The organism is Paenibacillus sp. N22P23 (assembly GCF_059383735.1).
This window is the reverse complement of record NZ_JBXENT010000021.1, coordinates 1-26,142: the sequence shown is the minus strand read 5'-3', so window position 1 is coordinate 26,142 and position 26,142 is coordinate 1. Positions and strand designations below refer to the sequence as shown.

Genomic DNA, 26,142 nt, shown 5'->3' with positions numbered 1-26,142 from the left:
TTTCAATTGAAAATGAGAGATATTGTATACAAAACTGCACAGTCAGTGCTATAATTTTACAGAATTTAGATCTAATTCACTAGTTTTTCGTTACTTATCGATTATTTTTAACAAAGTTTAGTTAGAAAGGAGTGGGTTGATAGTCTTGGTAGATGTCTTTAATGCGTTATTGAATGTTCACAATAGTTCATGGGGGGAATTACGTAAATGAAAAAAATCGTTATTAAAGCATTAGTTATGATTTTAGTAGTATGCTTTATTACACCAAATCAGAGTTTGATTTATGGAGAAGATTTAAATGACCAATTACAGCTTTCTCAATCTGAATTAGATAACCTCATTAAAACGGCACCAGTTAAAGATATTCGTTCAATAGATACAAGTGACGAATCCGATGTAGAGGTTGATTTGGATGAAGACAGTGTAAAGATAGGTTTCTATTTGAATACTACACCAGGGTATAAGTCCATAGTTCATACAATGAAAGTAGAAGAGGTCAATGATGATGATGACATTACTGCGAATTGCAGCTTAACTATATACACATATGACACCATCAAGGGAGCGGGAGAAAAGAGTGAAAAACCATTTGACGTAGCATTTGACGTTGAAGAAGGTAAAATATTTTACCACTCGTATCAAGTAACACAAACAAAATTCGTAACATTTAGGGCAGTATGTATGTTAACGGAATGGGAATGGAAACTCTCAAAGAAAATAAAAAAAGGTAGCTGGCCATTAGTAATTATAAATACATTAATGCCCGATGGTGCAGCTATAACTGATTCGAAGGTGATATTGGTAAACAAAAAAGCCGAACCATACCCTCGAGTATTTCAAGAACACATGGGAGAATGGGTCCCATATATAGATTCAGCAATATGGCTAAGTGTTTCAAGTAGCACGTTAAAGCAAAGTAGAAAAGACTACGATAAGTTTAGGCCTCAATATCGTGCGAATTATTCATTAATCTTTGGTCCCTTACCTCCAAAGGGATGGAGAGGGCAAAAGTTTGACGCTGATGCATTTGAAATACATCATATTCGTCCCTTGAAATACGGTGGTTCAAACGACAATGGAAAAGTTATACCATTTGCTGCTGGTGGAAATCTAATACCACTTCGTGCTCGTGATCACGCGCTGTACACGAAGTGGTTCAAAAACTATTGAGGTGAGAATCAATGTACGGATTCATTGATATTAATGGAAATGAATTGGTAAGACCTGAGTTTGAATTGGTCTATTCTTACTCAGAAGGGCTTGCTTGCGTAAAAAAAGAAGGCAAATACTACTACCTGAATTTACATGGAGAATTACTTGACCCCGGGCCATACTCACAATGCTTATCCTTTAGTAACGGCAGGGCAAAAGTTACTGATTATTCGGGAAAAGTAGGTTACATAAACCATTCATTTGAATTAGAAGTTCCTTGTATATATGAAAAAAGATCCTCTATTTTCAATAAAGAGTATGCAGTCGCTATACGAAATGGAAATAAATATTTAATCAATAAAAGTGGTGAAGAACTGTTATCCAATATAAATGCTGTAGCAATGTTTACTGAAGGTATGGGGTTAATCGAACAAGATAAAAAACAAGGATTTATTGATATATCGGGGAAACTAATTATCCCATGTGAATGGGAGCAAGCTACTCTGTTTCAAGAGGGTTTTTCAGTAGTAGAACGCGATAAGCGATGTGGCGTCCTGAATCGTTCAGGTGAAGTAGTCGTTGATGTGCGATATTCAAGGATCTCATATTTCTCTGAAGGACATGCTTCCTTTCTGAGATCCAAAAAATATGGCTTTATGAACTCCAGTGGAGTAGAAGTTATTTCGCCTCAATTCAAAGAAGTGAAAGAATTCTCAAGTGGTTTAGCGCCTGTTCGTGTGGATAAGAAATGGGGCTATATTAATTTTAGTGGCAATTATGCAATTGAGCCTCAATTTGATGATGCGGATCCATTTGTGAAAGATTTTGCGAGTGTGGTTAGTAATGGTGAATGGGCAATAGTCGATAAATTTGGCACTATAAAGATGTTTCCTCAATATACATGGTTTGGACAATATTCAGAAGGTTTTCTTGTAGTTCAGAAGTAGGGGATTTACCTTATAAAGGGGGAAGTTTGTGTGAAAAACACTGTAAGATTCTTATGTATGCTAACTGTAATATGCATGCTCTTAATGAACTTTAATATGAATGTTTATGCCAAAGAGAACCATCAAAATAATGGAGCCACAGAGGAAACAAAATATTTAGTAACCTATAACTCCAATGTTGATGTAAAAGAAAAGCTTAAGAAAGACAAGAAGTATAAAAACAAGAAGCATAAACAATTTAAAAAGTCAAAGGGAGTTGCGGTATCTTTAACTAGCGAAGAGCTTGTGGAACTCCAATCAGACCCGGATGTTGTAAGAATAGAAGTGGATTCAAAAGTAAGTCTTTCCGAAGTGCTGGTGACTACGGATGGTTCGGTCCCAACTCCCGCAAACCAATCAACGTCTTGGGGGGCTCATGCGGTTGGAGCCGACATCGCCCACGCTAATCAGATCAAAGGAGAGGGCATTAAAGTTGCAATTTTGGATACTGGAGCATCGATCCATGACGACCTCGTAATTTCCGGTGGAACGAACATCGTTCATGATACCCTTGATTATACGGATGACAATGGACATGGCACTCACGTAGCAGGGATTATTAACGCTCAATATAATGGGTACGGAATTGTCGGAGTAGCGCCCGAAGCCCAAATCTATGCAGTAAAGGTGCTAGATACTGCCGGTGTGGGTTATTATAGCCAAGTTATAGAAGGTATTGAATGGGCGATTGAGAATCAGATAGACATTATATCTATCAGTTTCGGAGGAACCGAATATAATCAATTATTACATGATGCAATCATTAATGCGTCAAATCAAGGCCTATTAATTGTCTCATCTGCTGGCAACAAAGGTTATGGCGAGGAAACGGAAGTATATCCTGCGTTATTCCCAGAAGTGTTAAGTATAGGGGCAGTCGATTCTTATTATTATCGGAGCAATTTTTCAAGTACAGGTGCCGGACTAGATTTGGTTGCACCTGGACAAACGATTTATAGTACTACGAATACCAACGATTATGCAATGAAATCTGGGACGTCTATGGCGGTACCTCATGTTTCTGGAGTGGCTGCACTTCTGCTATCAGCCCATCCTGAATGGAGTACAACAGACGTTAAGAATGCGCTGATTTCTACAGCAACCCCATTAGGCGAGCAGCTTGAATACGGATTCGGATTGGTCAACGGTGCAAAGGCTCTCGGTTTTACGGATCAATTTATCAAGCCAATTCCCTTTAAAGAAGATTATATTACCCCGCCTGACCCGGGTGCATCGCTAGAAGGAGAAGTATCTATAAATTCAACGATTCACGGTGACAGACAAACAATAGAAGCTGGCCAATCAGTTACGATTGGTTTAACAGTAGATTCGGCTAAACCTTCAATTACAGTAGGTCTATTTGATCCGACTGGCGAAAAAATAGACGATTCGGATCCTTGGTTGAATGTAAAAGCAAAAGAGAAAAAAGAGTATGAATGGACTTCTGAAACAAATTCAATGATAGGCGTATATTCTGTTAAGTTCTACTACAATACTACTATTCCTGCCGACAAAGCATATTTTACTGTAAAAAGCCCCACAGTCAGCGTACCGCCTAGCATAACTGCAGTAAATGTAGATTATTTAGATAAATATAAAGCTACGATCAGTTGGAGTAATGTGCAAAATGCAACAGAGTACAAGTTGAGAAAAAATGGGGTGGATGCCAGTCCTGTTAGCTCCAATCCATCTGGTAAAACCTCTTATACATTTACTGGATTAAGTCCAAATTCAGAGTACTCTTTAAGCGTTGCAGCTTCTAACTCTGGCGGAACAAGCACGTACTACACTACGAAAGTTAAGACGAGTGTTCCGGAGTCACCTGAAGGATTGAAGGTGACGAATGATGTCCAAGATCCAAGCAAATTAGAGATAAAATGGAATAATGAGCAGGATGCTACGTCCTATAAAATCCAATTGGATGGTATTGATTACGATACTGTATTACCAGACGTCGGGCCTACAACTTCGAAAGTTTTTGGGCTTTTAGAAGTAGATCGTCCTTATACTATTGGTATAGCTTCAGTAAATTCCGTGGGAGCAAGTAATTATTCTACTGCTGCTGCCCTGCCAGTAGATAGTTACTATAAGCCACTGGCTCTTGTTCTGAACACTGCAAAAAATGCGGATATTCGATACAATACTGACGATGATTATTATAGGTTTACTCCTAGTGCGTCTGGAACCTATTATTTCGAAAGTACAGGAGCAACAGACATTTTTGCCGAGTTATATGATTCGGAAGAGACATTGCTCGAGGAAAGTTACGATAAAGATGAATTTAATCGGAATATAGGTTTTAGCTATGAGCTTGATGCTGGTCAAACCTATTTATTAGCAGTATATAGTGAATTGACACGTTCTTCCGGAGCGTATTCCATAAAAGTGTCCAACCAGACTGATGATTATTACAGCACAGAAAATTTAACCAGCTCAAAGAGCGGTAAAATTAACTATGCTGGCGATAGTGACACCTTTAGATTTATTGCACAGACAAGCGGTTATTATAATTTTCAAACTGCTTCGTCTATCGATACACTCGGCACTCTCTATAACAGCCAAATGCAACCTTTAACCACTCATGATGATAGCAGCTCAGTAAATCGAAATTTTAAAATTTATACCTATCTTACGGCAGGCCAAACCTATTATATCGAAGTCAAACATTTTTCATCTATTGGACAAGGTGATTATGTATTAAGTGTTGCTGGTGTTGTCGATACTTCACCTCCAAGCATACCGATACTTCAAGCGGCGACTATGTCGGAGAGTTCTATTATTTTAAATTGGTATTCATCATCCGACGATAATGGAGTAAAAGGGTATAGGGTTTATCGAAATGGTATACAAATCGGAGACACAAATCAGTTATATTTCACGGATGTTGGATTGAACAGCGGTTCTACTTATAACTACAAGGTAACGGCCTATGATGCGGCAAATAATTCAGCAATTAGTAGCGAGGTCCCCGCTATGACTTACTCAGCGGGAGATAGCACAGCACCAAGCGCACCTAACATTCAGTTAAGTAATACTGCATGGACTAATGGGAATGTAGTAATGACCATTATCCCAGGAACTGATGCTGATAGTGGCGTGGAAAAAACGGAGTATAAAATTGGCGATAACGGTTTATGGGCGCAATACTATAATCCAGTAACAATTTCACAAAACGGAATGAACAATATTTATTCACGAACTATTGATAAAGTAGGAAATCAAAGTACGGTAACAATAGCAATTGTTAAAATCGATAAAATAGCTCCAGCAGCACCGACAAATTTGGTTGCTGGAACTAAAACGGACTCATCAGTTGCATTATCATGGATACCGGCGACAGATGAGGTGGGTATCACGGGCTATGATGTGTACAAAGGATCAACATTGGTAGATACAATTGCTACAACTAGTTATTTTGTAACGGGTCTAACGCCAAACACACCGTATGCCTTCACCGTTAAAGCGAAGGATGCGGCAGGAAATACGTCGATAGCGAGCAGCGCGTTGAATGTAACAACCGCAGCAGATACGACGGCGCCAAGTGTGCCAACAGGTCTAGCAAGTCCGAGCAAAACCGATATGACTGTTAACTTAACGTGGACAGCGTCGACAGACAATGTAACGGTAACGGGCTATGACGTGTACCAAGGTGCGGTACTGGTGAAGACGGTAGCGACAGCAAGCGCGATCGTAACGGGTCTGACGCCAAGTACAGCGTATACGTTTACGGTCAAAGCGAAGGATGCAGCCGGAAATGCATCAGCAGCGAGCAGCGCGTTGAATGTAACAACCGCAGCAGATACGACGGCTCCGAGTGCGCCAACGGGTCTAGCAAGTCCAAGTAAAACAGACACGACGGTTAACTTAACGTGGACAGCGTCGACAGATAATGTAGCGGTAACGAGCTATGATGTGTACCAAGGTGCGGTACTGGTGAAGACGGTAGCGACAGCAAGCTCAACAATAACGGGGTTGACGCCAAGTACAGCATATAGCTTCACCGTCAAAGCTAAGGATGCGGCCGGAAATACGTCGGCAGCGAGCGGCGCGTTGAATGTAACAACGGCAGCGGATGCGACGGCACCGAGTGTGCCAACAGGTCTAGCAAGTCCGAGCAAAACGGACACTACTGTTAACTTAACGTGGACAGTATCGACAGATAATGTAGCGGTAACGAGCTATGACGTGTACCAAGGTGCGGTACTGGTGAAGACGGTAGCGACAGCAAGCGCGACCGTAACGGGTCTGACGCCAAGTACAGCGTATACGTTTACGGTCAAAGCGAAGGATGCAGCCGGAAATGCGTCAGCAGCGAGCAGCGCGTTGAATGTAACAACCGCAGCAGATACGACGGCTCCGAGTGCGCCAACGGGTCTAGCAAGTCCAAGTAAAACAGACACGACGGTTAACTTAACGTGGACAGCGTCGACAGACAATGTAATGGTAACGGGCTATGACGTGTATCAAGGTGCCGTACTGGTAAAGTCCGTAGCGACAGCAAGCGCAAGCGTAACGGGTTTGACGCCAAACACAGCGTATGCCTTTACAGTTAAAGCGAAGGATGCTGCAGGAAATGCGTCGGCAGCGAGCAGTGCGCTCAATGTAACGACAGCAGCGGATACGACAGCGCCAAGCGTGCCTACGGGAGTAGCGAGTCCGAGTAAAACGGACACGACGGTTAATTTAACGTGGACAGCGTCGACAGACAATGTAGCGGTAACGAGCTATGATGTGTACCAAGGTGCGGTACTGGTAAAGTCCGTAGCGACAGCAAGCGCAACGGTAACAGGGTTGACGCCAAACACAGCGTATGCCTTTACAGTTAAAGCAAAAGATGCAGCCGGAAATGCGTCGGCAGCAAGCAGCGCGTTGAACGTAACGACGGCAGCAGATACGACGGCACCAAGTGTGCCGGCGGGGTTAGCAAGTCCGGGCAAAACGGACACGACGGTTAATTTAACGTGGACAGCGTCGACAGACAATGTAGCGGTAACGAGCTATGATGTGTACCAAGGTGCGGCGCTGGTGAAGTCGGTAACGACAGCAAGCGCAACGGTAACAGGGTTGACGCCAAACACAGCGTATGCCTTTACAGTCAAAGCGAAGGATGCTGCAGGAAATGCGTCGGCAGCGAGCAGTGTGCTCAATGTAACGACAGCAGCGGATACGACAGCGCCAAGCGTGCCTACGGGAGTAGCGAGTCCGAGTAAAACGGACACGACGGTTAATTTAACGTGGACAGCGTCGACAGACAATGTAATGGTAACGGGCTATGACGTGTATCAAGGTGCCGTACTGGTAAAGTCCGTAGCGACAGCAAGCGCAAGCGTAACGGGTTTGACGCCAAACACAGCGTATGCCTTTACAGTTAAAGCGAAGGATGCTGCAGGAAATGCGTCGGCAGCGAGCAGTGCGCTCAATGTAACGACAGCAGCGGATACGACAGCGCCAAGCGTGCCCACGGGAGTAGCGAGTCCGAGTAAAACGGACACGACGGTTAATTTAACGTGGACAGCGTCGACAGACAATGTAGCGGTAGCGAGCTATGATGTGTACCAAGGTGCGGCGCTGGTGAAGTCGGTAACGACAGCAAGCGCAACCGTGACGGGACTTACGCCGAGCACCGCGTATAGCTTTACGATAAAGGCAAAAGATACGGCGGGAAATGTGTCTGGTGCAAGCACGGCTGCGAATGTAACGACAAACGCAGATAGCACAGCGCCAAGCGTACCGACGGGATTGACGAGCCCGAGCAAGACAATGACAACTATCAACCTGAGTTGGACAGCAGCGACAGATAACGTAGGTGTCACAGGATACGAGGTGTACAGAGGCAGCACCAAGTTAGCGACGGTGACAACGGCCAGTTATACAGTAACAGGACTAACGGTCAATACGACATATTCGTTTACAGTGAAGGCAAGTGACGCAGCAGGGAATGTATCGGTAGCAAGTAGTGCGCTGAACGTCACGACAAGTGCAGATACAATTGCACCGAGCGTACCGACAGGATTGACCAGCCCAAGAAAGACCAATACAACAGTAGACCTGTCATGGACAACATCAACGGATAACATCGGCGTAACTGGCTATGAAGTTTATGTAGATGGCGTGTATCGAATATTCACAACAGGCTTCAGCTACACCGTGACAGGCTTAACGCTAGGTACTGCCTATAGCTTTACGGTGAAGGCGAAAGATGCGGCGGGGAATTTGTCCGCAGCAAGCGGTGCAGTGAATGTAACGACAACCGCAGATACGACGGCTCCGAGCGTACCGACAGGATTGACCAGCTCAACTACGACCAATACTACAGTAAGCCTGTCATGGACAGCATCAACGGATAACATCGGTGTAACCGGCTATGAAGTGTATAAAGGAGCCGTATTGTTAACGACTACAACAAGCACGAGCTATTACGTGACGGACCTAACGCCAAGTACTCCTTATATCTTTACGGTGAAAGCGAAAGATGCGGCGGGGAATGTGTCTGCAGCAAGCGGAGCACTGAATGTAACGACAACCGCAGATACGACGGCTCCGAGCGTACCGACACTCACCAGCCCAAGTAGGACCGATACCACAGTAACCCTTTCATGGTCAGCATCAACGGATGACGTAGGCGTAACTTGGTATGAAGTGTATATAGATGGCGTGTATAAATTGACCACCAATGGCACGACCTGCGTCGTGCGGTACCTAACGCCAAGTACTCCTTATATCTTTACGGTGAAGGCGAAAGATGCGGCGGGGAATGTGTCTGCAGCAAGCGTTGCAGTGAATGTAACGACAAATGCAGATACGACGGCCCCGAGCGTACCGACAGGATTGACCAGCGCAAGTAAGACCAATACTGCAGTAACTCTGACATGGATAGTATCAACGGATAACATCGGTGTAATTGGTTATGAAGTGTATAAAGGAACCGAGTTGGTAATGACCACAACAGGCACGAACTACACCGTGACGAGCCTAACGCCAAGTACTGCCTACAGCTTTACGGTGAAGGCGAAAGATGCGGCAGGGAATGTGTCCGCGGCAAGTGGCACAGTGAATGTAACGACAAACGCAATTGAAGATAACACGGCTCCGAGCGTACCGACACTCGCCAGCCCAAGTAAGACCGGTACTACGGTAACCCTGTCATGGACAGCATCAACGGATAACATAGGAGTAACCGGCTATGAAGTGTATAAAGGAGCCGTGTTGGTAACGACCACAACAAGTACGAGCTATACCGTGACGGGTTTAATGCCAAATACATCCTATAGTTTTATGGTGAAGGCCAAAGATTCGACGGGGAATGTTTCCGCAGCAAATGGCGTAATAAATGTAACGACAGATGCATTCGGCCAAAAGATGGTAAGTGGGAGTTATCATACTTTGGCTCTTAAAAGTGATGGAACTCTTTGGGCGTGGGGCAATAATAGTAGTGGGCAATTAGGAGATAACACTACAACAAATCGTTTAACTCCTGCTATTGTAAGTGGACTAACTGGTGTCATTGACATTGCTGGCGGCGACAATCACAGTCTGGCTCTTAAAAGTGACGGAACAGTGTGGGCATGGGGAGGCAATTCAGTCGGTCAAATCGGAAACGGGACAACCACAACACTGTTGATTCCCCTACAAGTAAATGGCATAAGTGGAATCACCGCGATAGCCGCATCTACCTTTACTTCACTTGCATTGAAAAACGATGGGACTGTATGGACGTGGGGCGGTTATTCTTCAACCCCGGCTAAAATAAGTGGATTGAGTGGAGTAATTGCAATTGCATTAGGAGTAAACCATTACTTGGCTTTGAAAAGCGATGGGACAGTTTGGGCATGGGGGGGGAGTAATGGTAATGTGCACGGTCAGCTAGGTATTGGAACGACGACAAATCAAACCACACCAGTACGGGTTAGCGGTTTGAATGGCATTACATCGATCGCTGCCGGCTCGTATCATTCATTTGCAATAAAATCTGATGGGACAGTATGGGCTTGGGGTGGTAATATTGCTGGTGAGTTAGGTATTGGAAATACGACAAACCAAACCACTCCCGTACAGGTTCCTATTATCGGTGTTACAAGCATTGATGGAGGAAATACTCATTCTATCGCATTAAAAAGTGATGGAACGATATGGGTATGGGGGCAAAGCAATGCGGGTCAAGTGGGGGACGGTACGAGCACAACTCGACTGATACCTGTGCAAATCACCTCATTACCTGCCGTACAATGGATTTCATGTGGTGGAGATAATAGTTCAGCTATTAAAGGTGATGGCACTTATGTTACATGGGGATCTAATTTATTTGGACAACTCGGTAATGGAACCACAGTACAAGCTAGATCACCTGTACAAATTAATTTTTGATTCATATGAAAAACGTTTCCAAAGAAGTTACGTTTTTCTAGGAACAATTCATGAACAAGAAATAGTGATGCAGAAGTTGTGCAATCGCCCTCTAACTTTGCCTTATTGGCCTAGTTTGAAGGGCGATTTTTCTTGTTATCATGTCTGCTAGAGATTTCAGGTCATTTTTTGAAGAAAAGCGTCAAATAGCGTAATACGGCAATGATGAGAATAGCGGACATAATCAAAATGGATGGAAGCAGACGACGATGAAGTTTAGTCACGTACAAGATTTTATAAGAGAGTACCGCAGTGAATCGCAATCGACACAGAAGCTACTCGATGCGTTAACGGATAAATTGCTTACGTAAGAGGTGGCGCCAGGCTATAGAACGAACGACTTTCTGGCATGGCATATCGTGCGTGATGGTGAAGATAACAGGGGTTTCCTATGCTTTACATTATTGCTGAATAAAATAGCGGCAGCCCAGGCTCCGCTCATTTAGGGCTTTGGAGGGTCTTGCAAATCGGAGTAGTAAATTTAGAAGCAATCTAGCGCGACAATCTCAGCTGCAAAATCAAATCGTTCACATTGACTGTCCAAGTGAGAACGGTGCGGGACGGAATCATGCAAGTTCCCAAATGTGGAAAAGACAAAGAAATGAGGCTGTCCCAACTAACATGACCATCAATGCCGTATTAGTTTGGGACAGCTTCTGGGGACGTAACAAGTATGCTGCGTCCTGTTAGAAAAAGCATTCCTTAACGGTGCAGCCGGTAAGGCACAGTCGCAATAACAACGTCTTTCTGCGTGAACAGATACGCGCGAAGCAGCAGACTGGACTGGTTGTGCAGAATGTTATGCCACCAGTGCTTCGTGATGAACTGCGGAATCAGCACGGTAATGTGATCCGTCTCCTGCGTCTTCCACTCAACCGTCTCGATGAAGCGGACGAGCGGGCGAATAATGCTGCGGTAGCTCGATCGCAGGACGATCAGTCTCACGCCGGGATTCCATTCCTCCCATTTCTTCTCGAGCCGCTCGATCTCTTCCTCATCGAAACCGACATAGACGGCAACCACATTATCCGTCAGCGATTTAGCATAGCTGATGGATTGCAGAACGACTTTCGTGATGCCGGCGACAGGAACGACAATCGTGCTGCCCTTAATCGCAGGCTTTTCTTTATCAATGTTAATCCGAAGCTCATCCGCGGTGTTCATATAGTGGCGGTTGATCTTGTTAAACCCTAAGATAACGATCGGCAAGAAGATGAAGACCATCCAGATCTGGCTGAACTTCGTGAAAATAAAGATGAGCGTAATGATGAGCGTAGTCAGCATACCGATCGTATTAACGGTCAGTCCAACGCCCCAGTTCGCCGGTTTAAGCTTCACCCAGCGCACCATCATCCCCAGCTGCGAGAGCGTGAAAGGAATAAATACCCCCACCGCATACAGTGGAATTAGATTCTCGGTGTCTCCGTGGAACAGGACAACTAAGAGCGCCGAGAATACGCCTAGAAAAATAATGCCGTTCGAGAAACCGAGCCGGTCTCCGCGCACCATAAACGCATGGGGCATATACTTATCCTTCGCCAGCATGAATGCGAGCAATGGAAAGGCAGAGTAGGCCGTATTGGCAGCAAGGAACAGAATTAATGCGGTAATCCCTTGGATCGCATAATAGAGAACGCCGCGCCCGAATGTCGCATTAGCGATTTGGGAAACGACGGTTTCCGTAGCGCTAGGCACGATGCCATACCAATAAGCGAGCAAGCTGATGCCGATGAACATCGCACCGAGAATGGTCCCCATCATAATGAGCGTTGTCGCGGCATTGCGCTCAGCCGGCTTCTTGAAGTTCGGAATCGCGTTGGATACGGCCTCGACGCCGGTGAGCGCCGAACAGCCGGAGCTGAATGCCTTCAGTAACATGAATAAACTGATGTTGGACACCGCAGCGCCGATCTCCGGCACATCGGTATGGACGCCGTTCACGATGACTTTTACGACACCTGCTATGATCAGTACGAAGATAGCGCCGACGAATAGATAGACGGGATACGCGAGTACGGAAGCGGATTCCCCGATCCCGCGCAAATTCATAACCGTTAGAAAAACGATCATAATTAAGGCGATCAGTACCCGGTGATCATGCAGCGAAGGAAATGCGGATGTAATCGCATCGGTCCCTGCCGATGAGCTAACGGCTACGGTTAGTATGTAGTCGACAAGTAGCGATCCTCCTGCAAGCAGTCCTGTTGAAACGCCTAAGTTATCTTTGGCTACGATATAAGCGCCGCCGCCCTTTGGATAAGCGAAGATCGTTTGACGATACGAAATGATTAATATTAATAATAGACCGAGCACGGCAATGGATATCGGAATGGAATACCATACTGCGGCAAAACCGGCAGCCATAAGTACGAGCAAAATCTGTTCCGTTCCGTACGCGACCGACGACAAGGCGTCGGAGGACAGTACGGCGAGCGCTTTTAGCTTACTGAGCTTCTCACCTTCGAGCTCTGCGCTTTTCATCGGCCGCCCGATGAGAAGTCGTTTGAATCGGCTGATCATACATGTTCCTCTCTTCTTTGCATGGTGCATGGAGTGAAAAATTTACAAGGATTTCTATTTTAGATTAACCTAAATGAACAGAATTCATTATAACAGAAATGCCGCTTGTTGGAAGAAGCAGTTTTGCGTGCGTCGATGCTTATTGAAGGCATTCTTCAAGATGATATACTGAGTAGGTACATATTGCCATTCGGGCAGTCATTATGCGGTTAGAGGAGATGGGAGAGCAGCATGTCAAACGTAATGAAATGGGATGGACATACGCATACAAAGTTTTGCTATCATGGCAGCGATGCACCATCGGAACACTATGTGGACCGTGCCATTGAGCTTGGTTTTACACGATATACAATCAGCGAGCATCCGCCGCTTCCGGCAGGCTGGGTGCAGGATGCGAAGCTGATGTACGAGCTTGCGATGCCAAGCGAGGAGCTCCCGCTCTATATGGCTTATGCGAAGTCGATCAAGCAGCAATATGAAGGAAAAATCGAAATCGCCGTCGGCCTCGAGCTGGATTATTTGCAAGGCGCGTTACCGTTTACGGAAGCGATTGTAGAGCAATATCAGCAGCAATTGGAAGATGTCGTTTATTCAGTTCATTATTTGCCGGGTAAAGAAGGAATGTACTGTGTCGATTTCACGGCTGACGATTTCACGGCGAACCTATTAAGTTACTACGGCACGATGGAGAAGGTTGTTGACGAATATTATAACCACGTGGAAGCTGCCATTGCTTTCGCCAGTAAGCTTCCGATGCGTAAACGGATCGGTCATATTAATTTGATTGAGAAATTCGCACTCAAACTCCCGCCGATCGATGAAGCGCAAATTCGGAGCCGATTGACGGCCATCCTCCCATTACTGCAGCAAGGGAATGTCGGTATCGATGTCAATACGGCAGGGCTGCGCGTTCCAAGCTGCGGCAAGCCTTACGTGCCGGAGTGGTTCTTGCAGGCGTGCAGAACGAAAGGGATTGAATTGGTGTATGGCTCGGACTCGCATCGTCCTGAGCATGTCGGTTCCGGCTGGGATTGGTTCGAATCGCAGTTTGCAAGCAGCTAGCGGTTTCTGGCTATATGTCAAAAGTTTTTCTGCCTATCAGTAGGCATTCGCTGCCGTCTTGCGTATAGATAAGGAAAGGAGCAATGCGACGTGATTCACGCTTAACCTTTACCAAAATTCAATCATGAAGAAGCAGGATACTTCGCGATCTGACAATAGAGGTCTGTGCTTTTTCATACCACAAATAAAGAAGGATTGACGCGCATGGGAGAAACAGCGGCACAAGTGTACGACCCTAGCATCTGGCAAATCAGTTATTTGGAGCTGACGATTCGATTAGTGCTCGCGCTCATTCTGGGCGGGTTAATTGGAGTGGAACGCGAGCTCGGCGGACATTCGGCAGGATTTAGGACACATATTCTCGTTTGTTTGGGATCGGCAGCGATCGTGTTGTTATCCATGTATGGTTTTGCAGAGTTTGCGGCAGACCCCAATGTCCGTCTCGACCCGGCCCGGTTAGCGGCGCAGGTGATTAGCGGGATTGGTTTTCTCGGTGCAGGGACGATTCTGCGAACGGGTATCACGGTTTCAGGACTTACTACGGCTGCCTCCCTGTGGGTGGTTGCTGCGATTGGACTTACGGTAGGCGCAGGCTTCTATTATGGATCTGCGGTACTTACATTGCTTGTTGTGGTCAGCTTGTTTTTCTTGAACAAGTTCGAGAAGAAATTCTCGCGAACCAAGCGCAAGCAGGATCTGGTTATGAAAATAAATAAAGATTCCTCCAGTCTGAACAAAGTTGTCACTGAGCTTCACCACTTCGGTATCCAAATTAGCAAAATCATCGTCGAGAACGAAGAAGCCGCGCAAGGCGATTCCGGCGAAATGCTGATTGTCCGCATGCAAGTGAAGCTTAATTATAAGAAGCGGTTCGAGGAAGTGATCGTTTCGCTTGCTTCCATTGAAGGCGTTATCGGGATTGAAGCCGGAGGAGAATCGCTCTAAGATGGGGGATGAATAAGTTGGGGAAAGAACTGCATTACCGCGAGGACGGTACTTTTACCATTGTGCAATTTACGGATCTTCACTGGCAAAATGGGGAGCCAGGGGACATCCTGACTCGATTGCTGATGGAGCGGGTGCTTGAGAAAACTTCTCCAGACTTAGTCATCTTTACAGGTGATGTGATTTACAGCGACAACTGCACAGATCCGAAGCAGTCTTTCCGCGAGGCCGTGCGTGAGGTCGATGTCCGCGGCATCCCCTGGGCAGCTGTGTTCGGTAATCATGACACCGAGCATGGGATAACACGAGAAGAGTTGATGGACGTACAGCTGGAGCACGAGTATTGTGTGAGCGAAGCGGGTCCGCAGGAGCTGACGGGTACGGGGAATTTCGCGTTGCTTATTAAAGAAGCCGACAGCGGCAAGCCGTATCATGCGCTCTATCTGCTCGATAGCGGGAGCTATTCAGAGCTTCCGAATGTCGAAGGTTATGCCTGGATTGGCCGTGACCAGATCGATTGGTACACGGCGCAGTCCGCAGCGCTAAAGGCAGCAAACGATGGTCAGCCGCTGTCTTCTCTCGCTTTCTTCCATATTCCACTGCCGGAATACGAGGAGGTATGGAGCAAAGAGCTGTGCTACGGCAGCAAGTTCGAAGGTGTCGCATGCGCGCCTATCAATTCGGGGTTGTTCAGTGCGATGGTGGAGAGGGGCGATGTCGTGGGAACCTTTTGCGGCCATGATCATGTCAATGATTACCGGGGTGAACTGCATGGCATCAGCCTATGTTATGGCAGGGCCAGCGGCTATCAGACTTATGGCCGGGAAAACTTCCCCCGCGGCGCACGCGTCATAAAGCTGCACAAGGAAGCGCGGGAATTCACAACCGAGATCCAGCTGGATGATGGGACCGTTATTCGAGAGCCTCAGCCGCATTACCCGAAAGGGATGGAGTAGTAGTGAAAGCTGTCTCGAACGTGCATCGGGTGCACGGTTGAGACAGCTTTTTATGCTCAACATTGGGGGACGAGCTAGCCCAGGCGGCCGGGCGGATGTTTGTTGCCCTCGTATTTGCGCTAACGAATCGTGGAAGCCTTATTTACGCGAAGATACCCCCTAATTATTCTAACGAATCGTGGGGACGTTATTTATGACAAATGGAGCGAAATGGAGCCTTTTTATACGAAATAAGACCTGTAGGATTCGTTGGATTTTCAAACTTGGTCTTTTTGCTTAAATAAGACCTGTGGGATTCGTTAGAATTTCAAACTCGAAATGGTATTGGTTGAGCGGGCTTCGAACTTGTCCAATAGGTCGCGACAGTTAGTGAAATTTCGTCACTCGTATGCTACCCTTATCTGGAAGAGCAAACAAGGAGCAAACCGCGATGAAGCAGGTACTGATTTCAGGCTATAGAGCAACAGAACTCGGCATTTTCTCGGCCAAGCATCCCGGCATCGCCATTATCAAGAAGGCGCTCAAGAAGCAGATCACCGCTCTTGTGGAGGATGGATTGGAATGGGTGATTGTGAGCGGCGGCTGGGGCGTGGAGCTGTGGGCAGCGGAAGTGACCATCGAGCTGAAAGCCAGCTACGAGAGCTTGCGACTCGCGGTTATTACCCCTTTTCTGGAGCAGGAAGAGAACTGGAATGAGCAGAAGAAAACGACGTACAGCGAGATTCTCGCTGGTGCGGATTATGTGAGTGCCATATCCAAGCAGAAATATGATGGACCTTGGCAGTTCAAAGCGAGAGATCGGTTCCTGCTCGATAACTCCGAAGGACTCATTCTCATCTATGATGAGGAACAAGATGGTTCGCCGCGTTATTTGCTGGAGCTGGCCAAGCAGCATGCCGAGATTACGCCGGACTACCGGATCATTACGATATCCGGCTACGATTTGCAAAGCATTGCAGAAGAAGAGCAGCTGCATGAATATGAGTAAAGCGAGGATTACTTATGCCCCAATTAAGCGTACGAGGCGTTGAAACGTCTATTTTAGTGGAAGTGAGCAAGGCTTTGGTAGAAGAGATGGCCGGCATTTGTCAGTGCGGCACCGATAATTTCACGATTGACGCATTGCAGATGGTTTCGGTCTTCGGAGGCGATAAGGTGCCGACTTATCCTTTTGTAGAAATTGCGTGGTTCGACAGAGGACAAGTCATTCAAGATGAGCTTGCCCGCGCCGTAACCAGGCATCTGAATCAGTCCGGCATTGCTGAGGTTGAGGTCGCATTCAAGGTATATCAAGAAACCGCTTATTACATTAACGGTCGTCCCTGTGCGACGCCGGAATAGCGTGTACAGGCAAGCAATTGTCGGCTTCTAAGCTTTTACAATTGTCCGACTTTGTCTGAAGGCGCGAGGCGACTCGCCCTTCTCCCGTTTGAACAGCGTACAGAATTGCGCATCATTCGAGAACCCGCACTCCATCGCAATCGAAGTGACGGGAAGCGCTGAATGCAGGAGCAGATGCTCGGCTTTCTGAATGCGCTTACGGAGTAAATAGGAAATAGGCGATACACCGAACTTATTCTTAAACAAATGCCGGAAGTGATGGTAGCTGTAACCGACCATTTCGGCTAATTCCTCAATCGTAATCTTCTGGTTGCAGTTCTCGTCGATAAAGGTGCGCGCATACAGGAGATGATCAACCGAACCTCCCGATGTGCCGATATCCGCAGCTCGCTGATGCGCGATAACGATAGAGCTGATGTGATAATTCAACTGGTCCGCATAATACGCTCGTTGCTCCTGCATTTCCTCAATCATCTTCAATAGAAGCGGCAAGATCGGGGAAGAGGAATCATCTTTATAGAGCCCTTCCTTGAGCAGCAGCTCCCTCCGAGGCAGCCGAAAGCCGACAAAAATTACATCCGTATCCTGCGTACGACGCTCGTCATGCAGCGTTCCCGCCGCAATGATCGTGTACGTGCCGGGCGTGTAGGTATAGACCGTATCGTTGAAGCGCGTAATGCCTTTCCCCGTTTGATAATAGACCAGCTCATAGCAGGTATGCTCATGCATCGGCATATACGAATGCGCGTGCCGCGTAGCTTGAAACAGAAAATCCATTTGTGCCAGCATCCCGCCTGCTCCCCCTCCTGTTATCCTAGCCAAATCATGCAAACAAACAGCCATATCCTATAATCTTCATATGCGGTATTCGTTGTAGAATAAGCGTAGTAAGCGAGAAAAATCCTGAATTCATAACCACATCATAAAAGGAATACAGGATATATTCAAGGAGGATGACAAGGGACATGGTCGAATTTCCAAAATTGCCTCAAGCGAAGCTTCTGCAGCGTTTAGAACATCCACAGCGCAAGGTTCGAATGGTATTGGACACGGATACATATAACGAAATCGACGATCAATTTGCCGTCATCTACGCACTGAAATCACCAGAGAGTGTGACGGTGGAAGCTTTCTATGCCGCTCCATTCTTCAATGATCTATCAGATGGTCCGAAGGACGGGATGGAGAAAAGCTACGATGAGCTTCACAAGATCCGCTCGATCATGCCGGAAATGACCGATATTCCGATCTACCGCGGCTCGGAAGGTTACCTGGCAGAAGCCGGAGTTCCGCAAGAGAGCGCTGCTGCACGAAATCTGGTGGAGCGGGCAATGGCATCAAGCGAAGACGATCCTCTGTATGTAGTTGCGATCGGAGCCATCACGAATGTAGCTTCTGCCCTTCTGATGGAGCCGCGTATTATTGAGAAAATCGTTGTCGTCTGGCTCGGCGGCCATGCGCTGCATTGGCACGATACAACGGAATTCAACTTAGCCCAAGACCTGCATGCCTCCCGTACTGTACTTAATAGCGGCGTTCCGCTTGTTCTGATTCCTTGTGCGGGGGTAGCCTCCCATCTGGCGACAACCTTGTCCGAGGTCGAAGATTATGTCCGTGACAAAGGGCCGATTGGCCAATACTTGTACGAAACCTATCGGGATTGCAGCAAGAATCACTTCGGCTATTCCCGTGTGATCTGGGATATCTCGACAATTGCTTATCTAAACGATCCAAGCTGGATACCAACGACGCTTGTACACAGTCCGCTGCTGTCAGAGGACTTCCGTTGGAGCGTCGATCATTCACGCCATTTCATTCGGTGTGCCCACTATGCGCACCGTGATTCCGTATTTAAGGATTTGTTCCAGAAGCTCGGCGAATAGCTCAGCTCAAACTAACGATAACGCAACAAGCCCTCCCAGCATCGCTGGGAAGGGCTTGTTTCTCGTTGCGTTGTATTAGAACTGTGCCATGTAGGCTTCCAGCGTTTCGCCTTTCTTCTTGATTTCCTGTGCGATAAATACGCCTACGTAGCGGATATGCCACGGCTCGAACATGTACCCGGTTTCGTGTTCTTTGCCCAGCTCGTAGCGAATGATGAATCCATAATCCGCTGCATGCTCCTTCAACCATTTGCCTTCCTTTGTATCGCCGAAGCTTTTATCGAGATCGTAGCTTACACTCGCGCTGGACACATCCATCGCAAGTCCGGTTTGATGCTCGCTTTGTCCGGGATGCGCACTGAATGTATTGGCTTCTTCCTCGCCATTCTTCTTCGCGTAGTTGTTGAAGATGGAACGCTGAGACGCATACGAGCGATAGCCGGAAACGGCTTTTAACATAATCTTGTCTTTCTTCGCACCTGCGAAGAGCTTCTCAAGTGCAGCTGCCGCGATTTGACGCAATTGCTGCTTCGGATTGCTGCCGGAGAAGGAGAATTCGACGTTAGCTTTGACAAGATCCTTCGGTACGTAAGTGGATTCGAGCTCACGCTTCTTGTTGACGAGAACAAGCGGACTGTCCGTGTTTGTTACATATGCAACGCCGTCTTTCTTCTTAATGGTGCGGGACGGTGAATTCTCGCGCATAAACGCTATGAACGCAGATTGATTGCTGCTCGTTTGGGCGTTGGCGGATGTATCGACGCTAGGTTTACTGGGATCAGAAGTACCTGAGCCAGCTGAGCCCGATGTATCGCCCTTTGAATCGGGTTTGCCGGTTCCGGAAGCTGTTCCAGACGTGCCATTCGTGCCGGTACTCGTCTTAATCGGGCTTGTTGCTGCATCATGACCTGCAACTCCTGAGTTGTCGGCGTTTTGTTCATTGCTACCCGAATTTGCTGTCGATTTGCTACCGAATAAGTTGTTGGTGCATGAAGTTTGAGCCGTTAGAATAACGGCACTTATGATTATGAGATAGGACATACGGATATTCGTTTTCAATTGCGGTTCCTCCTATGAATAAAGCGCCAACCCATATAAAGATAATTATAGACGCTAGAATATCATTTACAACTGGTCACTGATTCCAAGCATAAGCATGTCTTGCAGCCTATAGTAGAATTGACGAATGAATGTCGCGACATGTTGCATGAGAGTAGGTGTTGTCACATTTTGTAAAACTTTGTCTTTCCAATCCATCCCATATGTTGTAAAATGTCGCTGTAACTTCTACTTCTACTACTAGCACACGGAGGAATCATGGTGACTCACAAGAATTACGTATCGTTTGGCCGTAAAATGATTGTGGCATTAATTACGATTATTGTTGCTTTCACGACAATCCATACCTATGAGGTACAGGCGATGGATGTATGGGGGATATTCAAACAAGCGCAGAAGCTCGATCAGCAGGGGAAATATGCGGAGGCCATTGCGAAATACAATCAAATCGCGCCTGAGTTTCTGAAGAAGAAAGAGTATGGTAATGCAGCCGGCATGTACCGCCGCATCGGCGACGATTATGCCAAACTCAAGAAATATGACGATGCCGTTATGAACTGGGATAAGGAAGCGGAGTATACCGGCAAAGCGAATATGACTCAGATGAGCATCGCTGCCAAACGTAAGGCCGATCAGCTTCGCAGCTCTGCACGACTGTTCGTGGAGACTACAGCTTCTGCTGTGGGTTCGGCGAATACGCACGGTGCGATTTTTGAACCGAAGAATGGTGCTTATATCGGCGCATACGCGGAGCTTGACCCGGCCGTGCACAATTCGAAGACGGCAAAACCTTTCTACACCGAGGGGTTCCCGGCGCTTACTGGAAAGGATCATGCTGCCTATTTGATCTATTTTACATATGGGAAGCCGCTTTCAAGTATTAAGAGCCATATCGATCATGCTCGTGAGGCTGGTGTTGCCCTGCAGCTTGGCATACAGCCGCTCAAAGGGCTTGGCGAGGTTCAAGACGACGAATATTTGCGCCAGCTTGCCCGCGACATTGCAGCATCCGGCGTTAATGTGTTCCTTCGTTTCGCCAATGAGATGAATGGGGACTGGGTTCCTTGGCATGAAGAGAATCCGAAGAACTATATCGATAAATTCCGTATTGTTGCGAAGGTTTTTCATGAGGAAGCACCGGATAATGTTGCGATGGTTTGGGCGCCTGACCGTTCGCCGGAGTATAACATTAACGACTATTACCCGGGTGACGATGCGGTAGACTGGGTTGGCGTCAGCTTGTATACGATCTTTAACCCAACTCTTGACCCGCTGAAGCAAGGGGAAGATCGTTCGAGCCATTTGGAGAAATTCGATTATATTTACAAACAATACGCGTCTCGGAAGCCTATTTTTATTTCTGAAGGCGGCGTAGCGTACATGTATCCGGAGAAGAAACAAGATAAGACGGACTGGGCCGTTTACAAAATGAAAGAATTTTACGCTTCACTGCCTATGCTGTATCCGAAGGTGAAAGGGGTATTCTGGTTTGACAGCAACCATGATGCTTCCGCTCGGATAAAATATTATATGCTTTCGGCTAATCAGAAGCTTCTCGATGGCTATAAGCAGTCCATCGCAAATCCATTCTATCTGAGCGGACTTGGCGATGAGTCAACTGTCGCTTACAAGCCGATGAATACCGCTTCGCCGGTACCGGCATCGACGCAGAAGATTTCGGCTTATGTGAAAACATGGTCGCCAACACTCAGCAAAGTGATCTATCAGATCGGCGGCAAGACGGTTGCAACGGTAACTTCGCTGCCTTGGACGGCACAGATTGATTTTGCACCTTACAAAGGGAAGAAGATTGAAGTCGTCGTGAAAGCGTTCGACAGCAAGAACGTCCTCGTTACGACGCAGAAGGTTGCAGTTACGGTTAAATAACAACTAAAGTTCCGATAGGAGCAGCACTTGGCGGGCGTTAACAGAGTGCTGTTTTATCGGAGCTTTTTTACATTGAGGCTGGTCAGCGTTACAATAGGGATAAGGGATGCGATTAGAGGGAGGGGGAAGCCGGCGATGAACGAGCCGATTTCTTCATTGCAAGAACAACTCGCGCAGGCACAAGCCGAGATTGAGCAGCTGCGCGGAGACAAGCTCCGTCTGCAGCAAGAGGTTGCGAAGCTTCGCGGAATGCTGCGTGCGGGAAATGCGGACAACATGTCCACGAAGCTGAAGGATGCGCTGCGGGAGTAGAATCCGGGATATAATGGCAAAGATGTGAAAATTGATGCCGTGCACACTGGAAAGCGAACGAAAAAAAAGCTACAATACAACTAGTACAAACAGACGAGGTGATCTGAAATGGAAGAAAACCAAACGACGCCGGAAGCGCAGGAGCAAGAGCCGAAGAAAATTTCCCTTGCCGAAGCGATGAAGCAAAAGCTGGCCCAGAAGAAACAAGAACAGGCGAATTTGAACAACAAACAAAAGCATGGTCCAGGCGGCAACCAACAAACGATGAAAAGCCAAAACCACAAAAAAGTAAACAATCAGCGCAAGAAAATGGGCGTATAGCAGCGGAATCGAAGAACTGAAGGTGAATTTCACCTTCAGTTTTTTTAAATTGGTTGTAGTCGAAGATTAGGTGGAAGGGAGAACATGTCATGCTGCAGCAACTGAGCGGTATCGGCGCGGGGGAGCGCCATGCCGCCATTATTTTGAATAGCTACAATCGACTGCTGGGCAAGTCTTTGCTTTCACAGGGAGAGCAGGAGTCGGCAGCAGAAGCATTATTTCATGCAGATCTTGTTGTGCTTTCACATGGCACACAGCAGGACCCGGTGCTCAATTACGGCAACCGCAAGGCTTTGGCGTTATGGGAAATGGATTGGGATGCTTTTACACGGACCCGGTCGAAGCATACTGCGGAACCGATGATCCAAGAGGAACGGCAGCGATTTCTGGAAGCTGTAGCGGGGAAAGGCTATATCGACGATTACAGCGGTATCCGAATTTCCAGCAGCGGCCGACGTTTCCGAATTGAGCAGGCTATCGTATGGAACTTGTACGATGAAGCCGGTGCGTATTATGGACAAGCGGCGGCATTTGCAACCTATACTTTCGTGTGAAGAGGGGAAGATTAGCGAATGGAAGAGTTAACTACCTATTGCTTGTCCATGGCTGGGGCGGAGAAGGATTATCCGTTTGGGCCGGAACCATTGGTGATGAAGGCAGGCGGCAAAATGTTCGCGCTCCTCACGGAAAGCGGCATCTCCTTGAAATGCGATCCCATCATCGCTGAGAATCTGAGGCAGCAGTATGATGCGATTACGCCTGGTTATCATTTGAACAAGAAGCATTGGAACTCCATCGCGCTCGACGGGTCGATTCCGATGGATGAGCTGCAAGATATGATTAAGCACTCTTACGAGCTTGTGCTTAAAGGGATGACCAAGGCGGAGCGGGGCCGTATTGCGGAGCTGGCTGGCTCTAAGGGCTAGGATGTTCGCTGAAGTGAATAAGTATCCGCCAGCTGGTGTCCTCATTTCTGAGGGCACCAGCCCGGTGGTGCTGAACAAATTGCCATTGTAAAAGCAGGAGCTTCCCGCGCCAAATCGGCAAAATAGCTGCTGATCACATGATTGCCTCCGACAGAGCCCATCCGGAAGTTCCGTTTGACCTCTTCCTTCACGTGCAAGTAATAGTACGTTTTATCCGTCTTAGGGGACTGATAGACAAGCGGCGGCAGGTGGGGTACGACGTCGAATTCATTTTGCACCCGGAACGTGATGGGTACGGCTGCATTATAGGCGCGAACGAAGACGGGATCTCCCGTACGCGGCGATCCGAATGTATAGGTGATCAGGGCGGCAGGCATGCGGTTTACCGCAATATCCAGTGAAGCAAGTGTCGCCAGAGCTCCGCCAAGACTATGTCCGGTTATAAAAAGCGGCTTCTCTCTCGGCACTTGATCCAGCAAGCGGAAGATCTGATCCCGAGCGGACATGTAGACTTCGGTAAAGCCTTTGTGCGTATTGCCGCCATTCTTGACGGGCTTGAACGGAATTTGCTGGGCGATCATATCCATGACCCAGTCCGTTGGTGAACTTGTGCCGCGAAAAGCTAATATGATCCCTCGATCTGACTCGATAACGAAGCCGAAGGGCTCTTCTTTTCCGGTATAGGAAGCGGCATTGAATGATCCGACCAGCCGGTAGGAATCAGGCACAAGGAACAATCCGCCGTTATTGTACTGCACATAAGTTTGCCCACAAACTGCAGCCAAAAAGATGGCCGTTCGAATATCCATCGCACTGCCATTGGTCATTTCTGCACCCACTCTCCTTGCTACCAGTGTATGAGGCTATGGGCCAATGTGATTTAGGCAGCTGTCCTACATGTTCCAGATTCAAAGCATGATCTGCGGGGGTAACGAAGTACATAACGTCGTACCGGTGAAGGACAACGATAAGGAGATCAGAAATGCCTAGGAAATTGAAGATGCGAATTGCAGTAGTGGACGACAATCCGATGAATATTACGGTTGTCAGAGAGATTTTGAAGCGTGCGGGGTATACGAATGTTTTGCAGGCTGCCTCTGGCAGCGAATTGTTTCGATTGCTTGGCTTAAACAGGCAGGGGCGTGAGCCGGAGGAAGCGCCGGGCGATGACGATCATGACATTGATTTGATTTTGCTCGATATGATGATGCCCGGCGTGGATGGGATTACGGCCTGTGCGATGATTCAAGAGTCGCCGCGATTGAGGGATATTCCCATCATTATGGTGACGGCGATCGGCGATTCGAAGAAGCTGGCTGAGTCGCTGGATGCCGGGGCGATTGATTACGTGACGAAGCCTATCAATCGGATCGAGCTTCTTGCTCGGATACGAGTTGCCTTGCGACTGAAGGAGCAGAAGGATTGGCATAAAGAGCGGGATCGGCGGATGAGGGAGGAGCTGCAGCTTGCGCGCGAGGTTCAGCTTGCGGCGCTTCCGCAGCCGGTGGATGACGAGCGTATTGCGATCGATGCGATATTCCGCCCGTCCGAGGAGCTATCCGGCGATTTGTACGCGTGGCATCGTATCGATGAGAACCGCTACGGCGTAGCTGTTATTGATGCGATGGGCCATGGCATATCGTCCTCGCTGGCGTGCATGTTTATCGCATCGGTGCTCAAGGAAGCGATGACCAAGCAGTCTGGGCCAAAGCGCGTCATCAAGGAGCTGAACCGGCGATCGCTGCAGCTGCAATTTGCGGATCAGCTCATCCAGTATTATTTTACGGGGCTGTATATGGTCGTCGATCTAGGTGCAGGCACGCTCGAGTATGTGAATGCCGGACATCCGCCGGGCATGCTCATTCGAAGCGATGGCAGCATCGAACGGTTCGCCCAAGGCGGCGTCGCCATTGGCATGTTTGGCGAAATGGCGATCGAGAAGCACTCGCTCGCCATCGGACCCGGCGACCGTATCGTGCTGCTAACCGACGGCATTTACGACCTCGTCGGCAGCGACTACGTGGAAGACCGAGAGGCCAGCCTCACCGAGCTGCTGCAGCCTTACGGCACGCATGCTCCGCTGCAGGCGCTCGAAGAAGCACTCTTCTCGCGCGAGCAGACGGAGGAACTGCAATCCGACGACCGCTGCTTGGTCGTCGTGGATTTGAAGTAGTGAGGGAGCCCCTAGTTGGCGGGGGCTCTTTTTTGTTTGGACTTTGCGTGGGTTGCTGCCAACGCTAACCCTGGACCGCGACCTCCAAGCCCTGGACTCCAAACCCCAAACCCCAAACCCCAAACCCCAAACCCCAAACCCCAAACCCCAAACCCCAAACCCCAAACCCCAAACCCCAAACCCCAAACCCCAAACCCCAAACCCCAAACCCCAAAC

At 47.7% G+C, this 26,142-nt stretch carries 19 protein-coding genes; 15 read left to right on the top strand and 4 right to left on the bottom strand.

Annotated features, from left to right (window positions below; genetic code table 11):
- The first annotated feature begins 207 nt into the window (after window positions 1-207).
- Genes AC506A_RS31210 through AC506A_RS31200 form a run of 3 tightly spaced genes read left to right on the top strand, consistent with a single transcriptional unit; the run spans window position 208 to window position 10,502 of the window.
- Window positions 208-1,170: an HNH endonuclease signature motif containing protein gene (locus tag AC506A_RS31210; RefSeq protein WP_495464855.1), complete on the top strand. Its 963-nt coding sequence runs from the start codon at window positions 208-210 to the stop codon at window positions 1,168-1,170.
- Window positions 1,171-1,181: 11 nt separating this feature from the next.
- Window positions 1,182-2,099 carry a WG repeat-containing protein gene (locus tag AC506A_RS31205; RefSeq protein WP_495464854.1) on the top strand — a complete coding sequence of 306 codons (918 nt, stop codon included), beginning with the start codon at window positions 1,182-1,184 and terminating at the stop codon, window positions 2,097-2,099.
- 30 nt (window positions 2,100-2,129) lie between these two features.
- Window positions 2,130-10,502, top strand: a complete 8,373-nt coding sequence (locus tag AC506A_RS31200) for a fibronectin type III domain-containing protein (protein WP_495464853.1) — start codon at window positions 2,130-2,132, stop codon at window positions 10,500-10,502.
- A gap of 741 nt (window positions 10,503-11,243) precedes the next feature.
- On the opposite strand, the gene AC506A_RS31195 is transcribed toward AC506A_RS31200, so the two are convergent.
- The gene (locus tag AC506A_RS31195) at window positions 11,244-13,061 is read right to left on the bottom strand and encodes an APC family permease (protein WP_495464852.1); all 1,818 of its coding nucleotides are present in this window, start codon (window positions 13,059-13,061) and stop codon (window positions 11,244-11,246) included.
- 231 nt (window positions 13,062-13,292) lie between these two features.
- Here AC506A_RS31195 and hisJ point away from each other — a divergent pair, with 231 nt between their 5' ends.
- From hisJ to AC506A_RS31170, 5 genes are all read left to right on the top strand, one after another.
- Window positions 13,293-14,123, top strand: coding sequence for a histidinol-phosphatase HisJ (hisJ, locus tag AC506A_RS31190; protein ID WP_495464851.1), 831 nt, complete (start codon window positions 13,293-13,295; stop codon window positions 14,121-14,123).
- Window positions 14,124-14,327: 204 nt separating this feature from the next.
- Complete coding sequence (locus AC506A_RS31185; RefSeq protein ID WP_495464850.1) at window positions 14,328-15,068, top strand: MgtC/SapB family protein; 741 nt, start codon at window positions 14,328-14,330, stop codon at window positions 15,066-15,068.
- An 8-nt stretch (window positions 15,069-15,076) separates the two neighbouring features.
- Window positions 15,077-16,024 (top strand): metallophosphoesterase family protein, encoded by a 948-nt coding sequence (locus tag AC506A_RS31180; protein WP_495464849.1) that lies wholly within the window; start codon window positions 15,077-15,079, stop codon window positions 16,022-16,024.
- 430 nt (window positions 16,025-16,454) lie between these two features.
- On the top strand, window positions 16,455-17,012 hold the full coding sequence (locus AC506A_RS31175) for an SLOG family protein (RefSeq protein WP_495464848.1): 558 nt from the start codon (window positions 16,455-16,457) through the stop codon (window positions 17,010-17,012).
- Window positions 17,013-17,026: 14 nt separating this feature from the next.
- Window positions 17,027-17,365 carry a DUF1904 family protein gene (locus AC506A_RS31170; protein WP_495464847.1) on the top strand — a complete coding sequence of 113 codons (339 nt, stop codon included), beginning with the start codon at window positions 17,027-17,029 and terminating at the stop codon, window positions 17,363-17,365.
- 27 nt (window positions 17,366-17,392) lie between these two features.
- Here AC506A_RS31170 and AC506A_RS31165 read toward each other — a convergent pair whose 3' ends face one another.
- Complete coding sequence (locus tag AC506A_RS31165; protein WP_495464846.1) at window positions 17,393-18,154, bottom strand: helix-turn-helix transcriptional regulator; 762 nt, start codon at window positions 18,152-18,154, stop codon at window positions 17,393-17,395.
- Window positions 18,155-18,330: 176 nt separating this feature from the next.
- Here AC506A_RS31165 and AC506A_RS31160 point away from each other — a divergent pair, with 176 nt between their 5' ends.
- The gene (locus AC506A_RS31160) at window positions 18,331-19,248 is read left to right on the top strand and encodes a nucleoside hydrolase (protein ID WP_495464845.1); all 918 of its coding nucleotides are present in this window, start codon (window positions 18,331-18,333) and stop codon (window positions 19,246-19,248) included.
- A 75-nt stretch (window positions 19,249-19,323) separates the two neighbouring features.
- On the opposite strand, the gene AC506A_RS31155 is transcribed toward AC506A_RS31160, so the two are convergent.
- Window positions 19,324-20,307 (bottom strand): D-alanyl-D-alanine carboxypeptidase family protein, encoded by a 984-nt coding sequence (locus tag AC506A_RS31155; RefSeq protein WP_495464844.1) that lies wholly within the window; start codon window positions 20,305-20,307, stop codon window positions 19,324-19,326.
- 258 nt (window positions 20,308-20,565) lie between these two features.
- Here AC506A_RS31155 and AC506A_RS31150 point away from each other — a divergent pair, with 258 nt between their 5' ends.
- The 5 genes from AC506A_RS31150 to AC506A_RS31130 all read left to right on the top strand — a co-directional run bounded on the left by AC506A_RS31150 (window position 20,566) and on the right by AC506A_RS31130 (window position 23,753).
- A complete protein-coding gene (locus AC506A_RS31150) occupies window positions 20,566-22,194 on the top strand; it encodes a glycoside hydrolase family 26 protein (RefSeq protein WP_495464843.1) in 1,629 nt (542 codons plus the stop codon).
- Between the two features lie 135 nt (window positions 22,195-22,329).
- The gene (locus AC506A_RS31145) at window positions 22,330-22,506 is read left to right on the top strand and encodes a hypothetical protein (protein WP_495464842.1); all 177 of its coding nucleotides are present in this window, start codon (window positions 22,330-22,332) and stop codon (window positions 22,504-22,506) included.
- Window positions 22,507-22,614: 108 nt separating this feature from the next.
- The gene (locus AC506A_RS31140; protein WP_495464841.1) at window positions 22,615-22,827 is read left to right on the top strand and encodes a hypothetical protein; all 213 of its coding nucleotides are present in this window, start codon (window positions 22,615-22,617) and stop codon (window positions 22,825-22,827) included.
- A gap of 89 nt (window positions 22,828-22,916) precedes the next feature.
- Window positions 22,917-23,381 (top strand): MEKHLA domain-containing protein, encoded by a 465-nt coding sequence (locus tag AC506A_RS31135; protein ID WP_495464840.1) that lies wholly within the window; start codon window positions 22,917-22,919, stop codon window positions 23,379-23,381.
- 18 nt (window positions 23,382-23,399) lie between these two features.
- Entirely contained in the window at window positions 23,400-23,753 is a 354-nt protein-coding gene (locus tag AC506A_RS31130) for an MmcQ/YjbR family DNA-binding protein (protein WP_495464839.1), read from the top strand.
- A 41-nt stretch (window positions 23,754-23,794) separates the two neighbouring features.
- On the opposite strand, the gene AC506A_RS31125 is transcribed toward AC506A_RS31130, so the two are convergent.
- On the bottom strand, window positions 23,795-24,580 hold the full coding sequence (locus tag AC506A_RS31125) for a lipase family protein (RefSeq protein WP_495464838.1): 786 nt from the start codon (window positions 24,578-24,580) through the stop codon (window positions 23,795-23,797).
- A gap of 155 nt (window positions 24,581-24,735) precedes the next feature.
- Between AC506A_RS31125 and AC506A_RS31120 the strand changes: the two genes are divergently transcribed.
- The gene (locus AC506A_RS31120) at window positions 24,736-25,926 is read left to right on the top strand and encodes a PP2C family protein-serine/threonine phosphatase (protein WP_495464837.1); all 1,191 of its coding nucleotides are present in this window, start codon (window positions 24,736-24,738) and stop codon (window positions 25,924-25,926) included.
- Window positions 25,927-26,142 lie beyond the last annotated feature (216 nt).

What these genes read in the sequence shown, in the direction of transcription:
- AC506A_RS31160 (WP_495464845.1), top strand. Translation starts at nt 18,331, where the DNA reads ATGGTCGAATTTCCAAAATTGCCTCAAGCGAAGCTTCTGCAGCGTTTA.
- AC506A_RS31175 (WP_495464848.1), top strand. Translation starts at nt 16,455, where the DNA reads ATGAAGCAGGTACTGATTTCAGGCTATAGAGCAACAGAACTCGGCATT.
- AC506A_RS31205 (WP_495464854.1), top strand. Translation starts at nt 1,182, where the DNA reads ATGTACGGATTCATTGATATTAATGGAAATGAATTGGTAAGACCTGAG.
- AC506A_RS31165 (WP_495464846.1), bottom strand. Translation starts at nt 18,154, where the DNA reads ATGCTGGCACAAATGGATTTTCTGTTTCAAGCTACGCGGCACGCGCAT.
- AC506A_RS31130 (WP_495464839.1), top strand. Translation starts at nt 23,400, where the DNA reads ATGGAAGAGTTAACTACCTATTGCTTGTCCATGGCTGGGGCGGAGAAG.
- AC506A_RS31210 (WP_495464855.1), top strand. Translation starts at nt 208, where the DNA reads ATGAAAAAAATCGTTATTAAAGCATTAGTTATGATTTTAGTAGTATGC.
- AC506A_RS31180 (WP_495464849.1), top strand. Translation starts at nt 15,077, where the DNA reads ATGAATAAGTTGGGGAAAGAACTGCATTACCGCGAGGACGGTACTTTT.
- AC506A_RS31135 (WP_495464840.1), top strand. Translation starts at nt 22,917, where the DNA reads ATGCTGCAGCAACTGAGCGGTATCGGCGCGGGGGAGCGCCATGCCGCC.
- AC506A_RS31150 (WP_495464843.1), top strand. Translation starts at nt 20,566, where the DNA reads ATGGTGACTCACAAGAATTACGTATCGTTTGGCCGTAAAATGATTGTG.
- AC506A_RS31185 (WP_495464850.1), top strand. Translation starts at nt 14,328, where the DNA reads ATGGGAGAAACAGCGGCACAAGTGTACGACCCTAGCATCTGGCAAATC.
- AC506A_RS31195 (WP_495464852.1), bottom strand. Translation starts at nt 13,061, where the DNA reads ATGATCAGCCGATTCAAACGACTTCTCATCGGGCGGCCGATGAAAAGC.
- AC506A_RS31170 (WP_495464847.1), top strand. Translation starts at nt 17,027, where the DNA reads ATGCCCCAATTAAGCGTACGAGGCGTTGAAACGTCTATTTTAGTGGAA.
- AC506A_RS31120 (WP_495464837.1), top strand. Translation starts at nt 24,736, where the DNA reads ATGCCTAGGAAATTGAAGATGCGAATTGCAGTAGTGGACGACAATCCG.
- AC506A_RS31140 (WP_495464841.1), top strand. Translation starts at nt 22,615, where the DNA reads ATGGAAGAAAACCAAACGACGCCGGAAGCGCAGGAGCAAGAGCCGAAG.
- AC506A_RS31145 (WP_495464842.1), top strand. Translation starts at nt 22,330, where the DNA reads ATGAACGAGCCGATTTCTTCATTGCAAGAACAACTCGCGCAGGCACAA.
- hisJ (WP_495464851.1), top strand. Translation starts at nt 13,293, where the DNA reads ATGTCAAACGTAATGAAATGGGATGGACATACGCATACAAAGTTTTGC.
- AC506A_RS31125 (WP_495464838.1), bottom strand. Translation starts at nt 24,580, where the DNA reads ATGACCAATGGCAGTGCGATGGATATTCGAACGGCCATCTTTTTGGCT.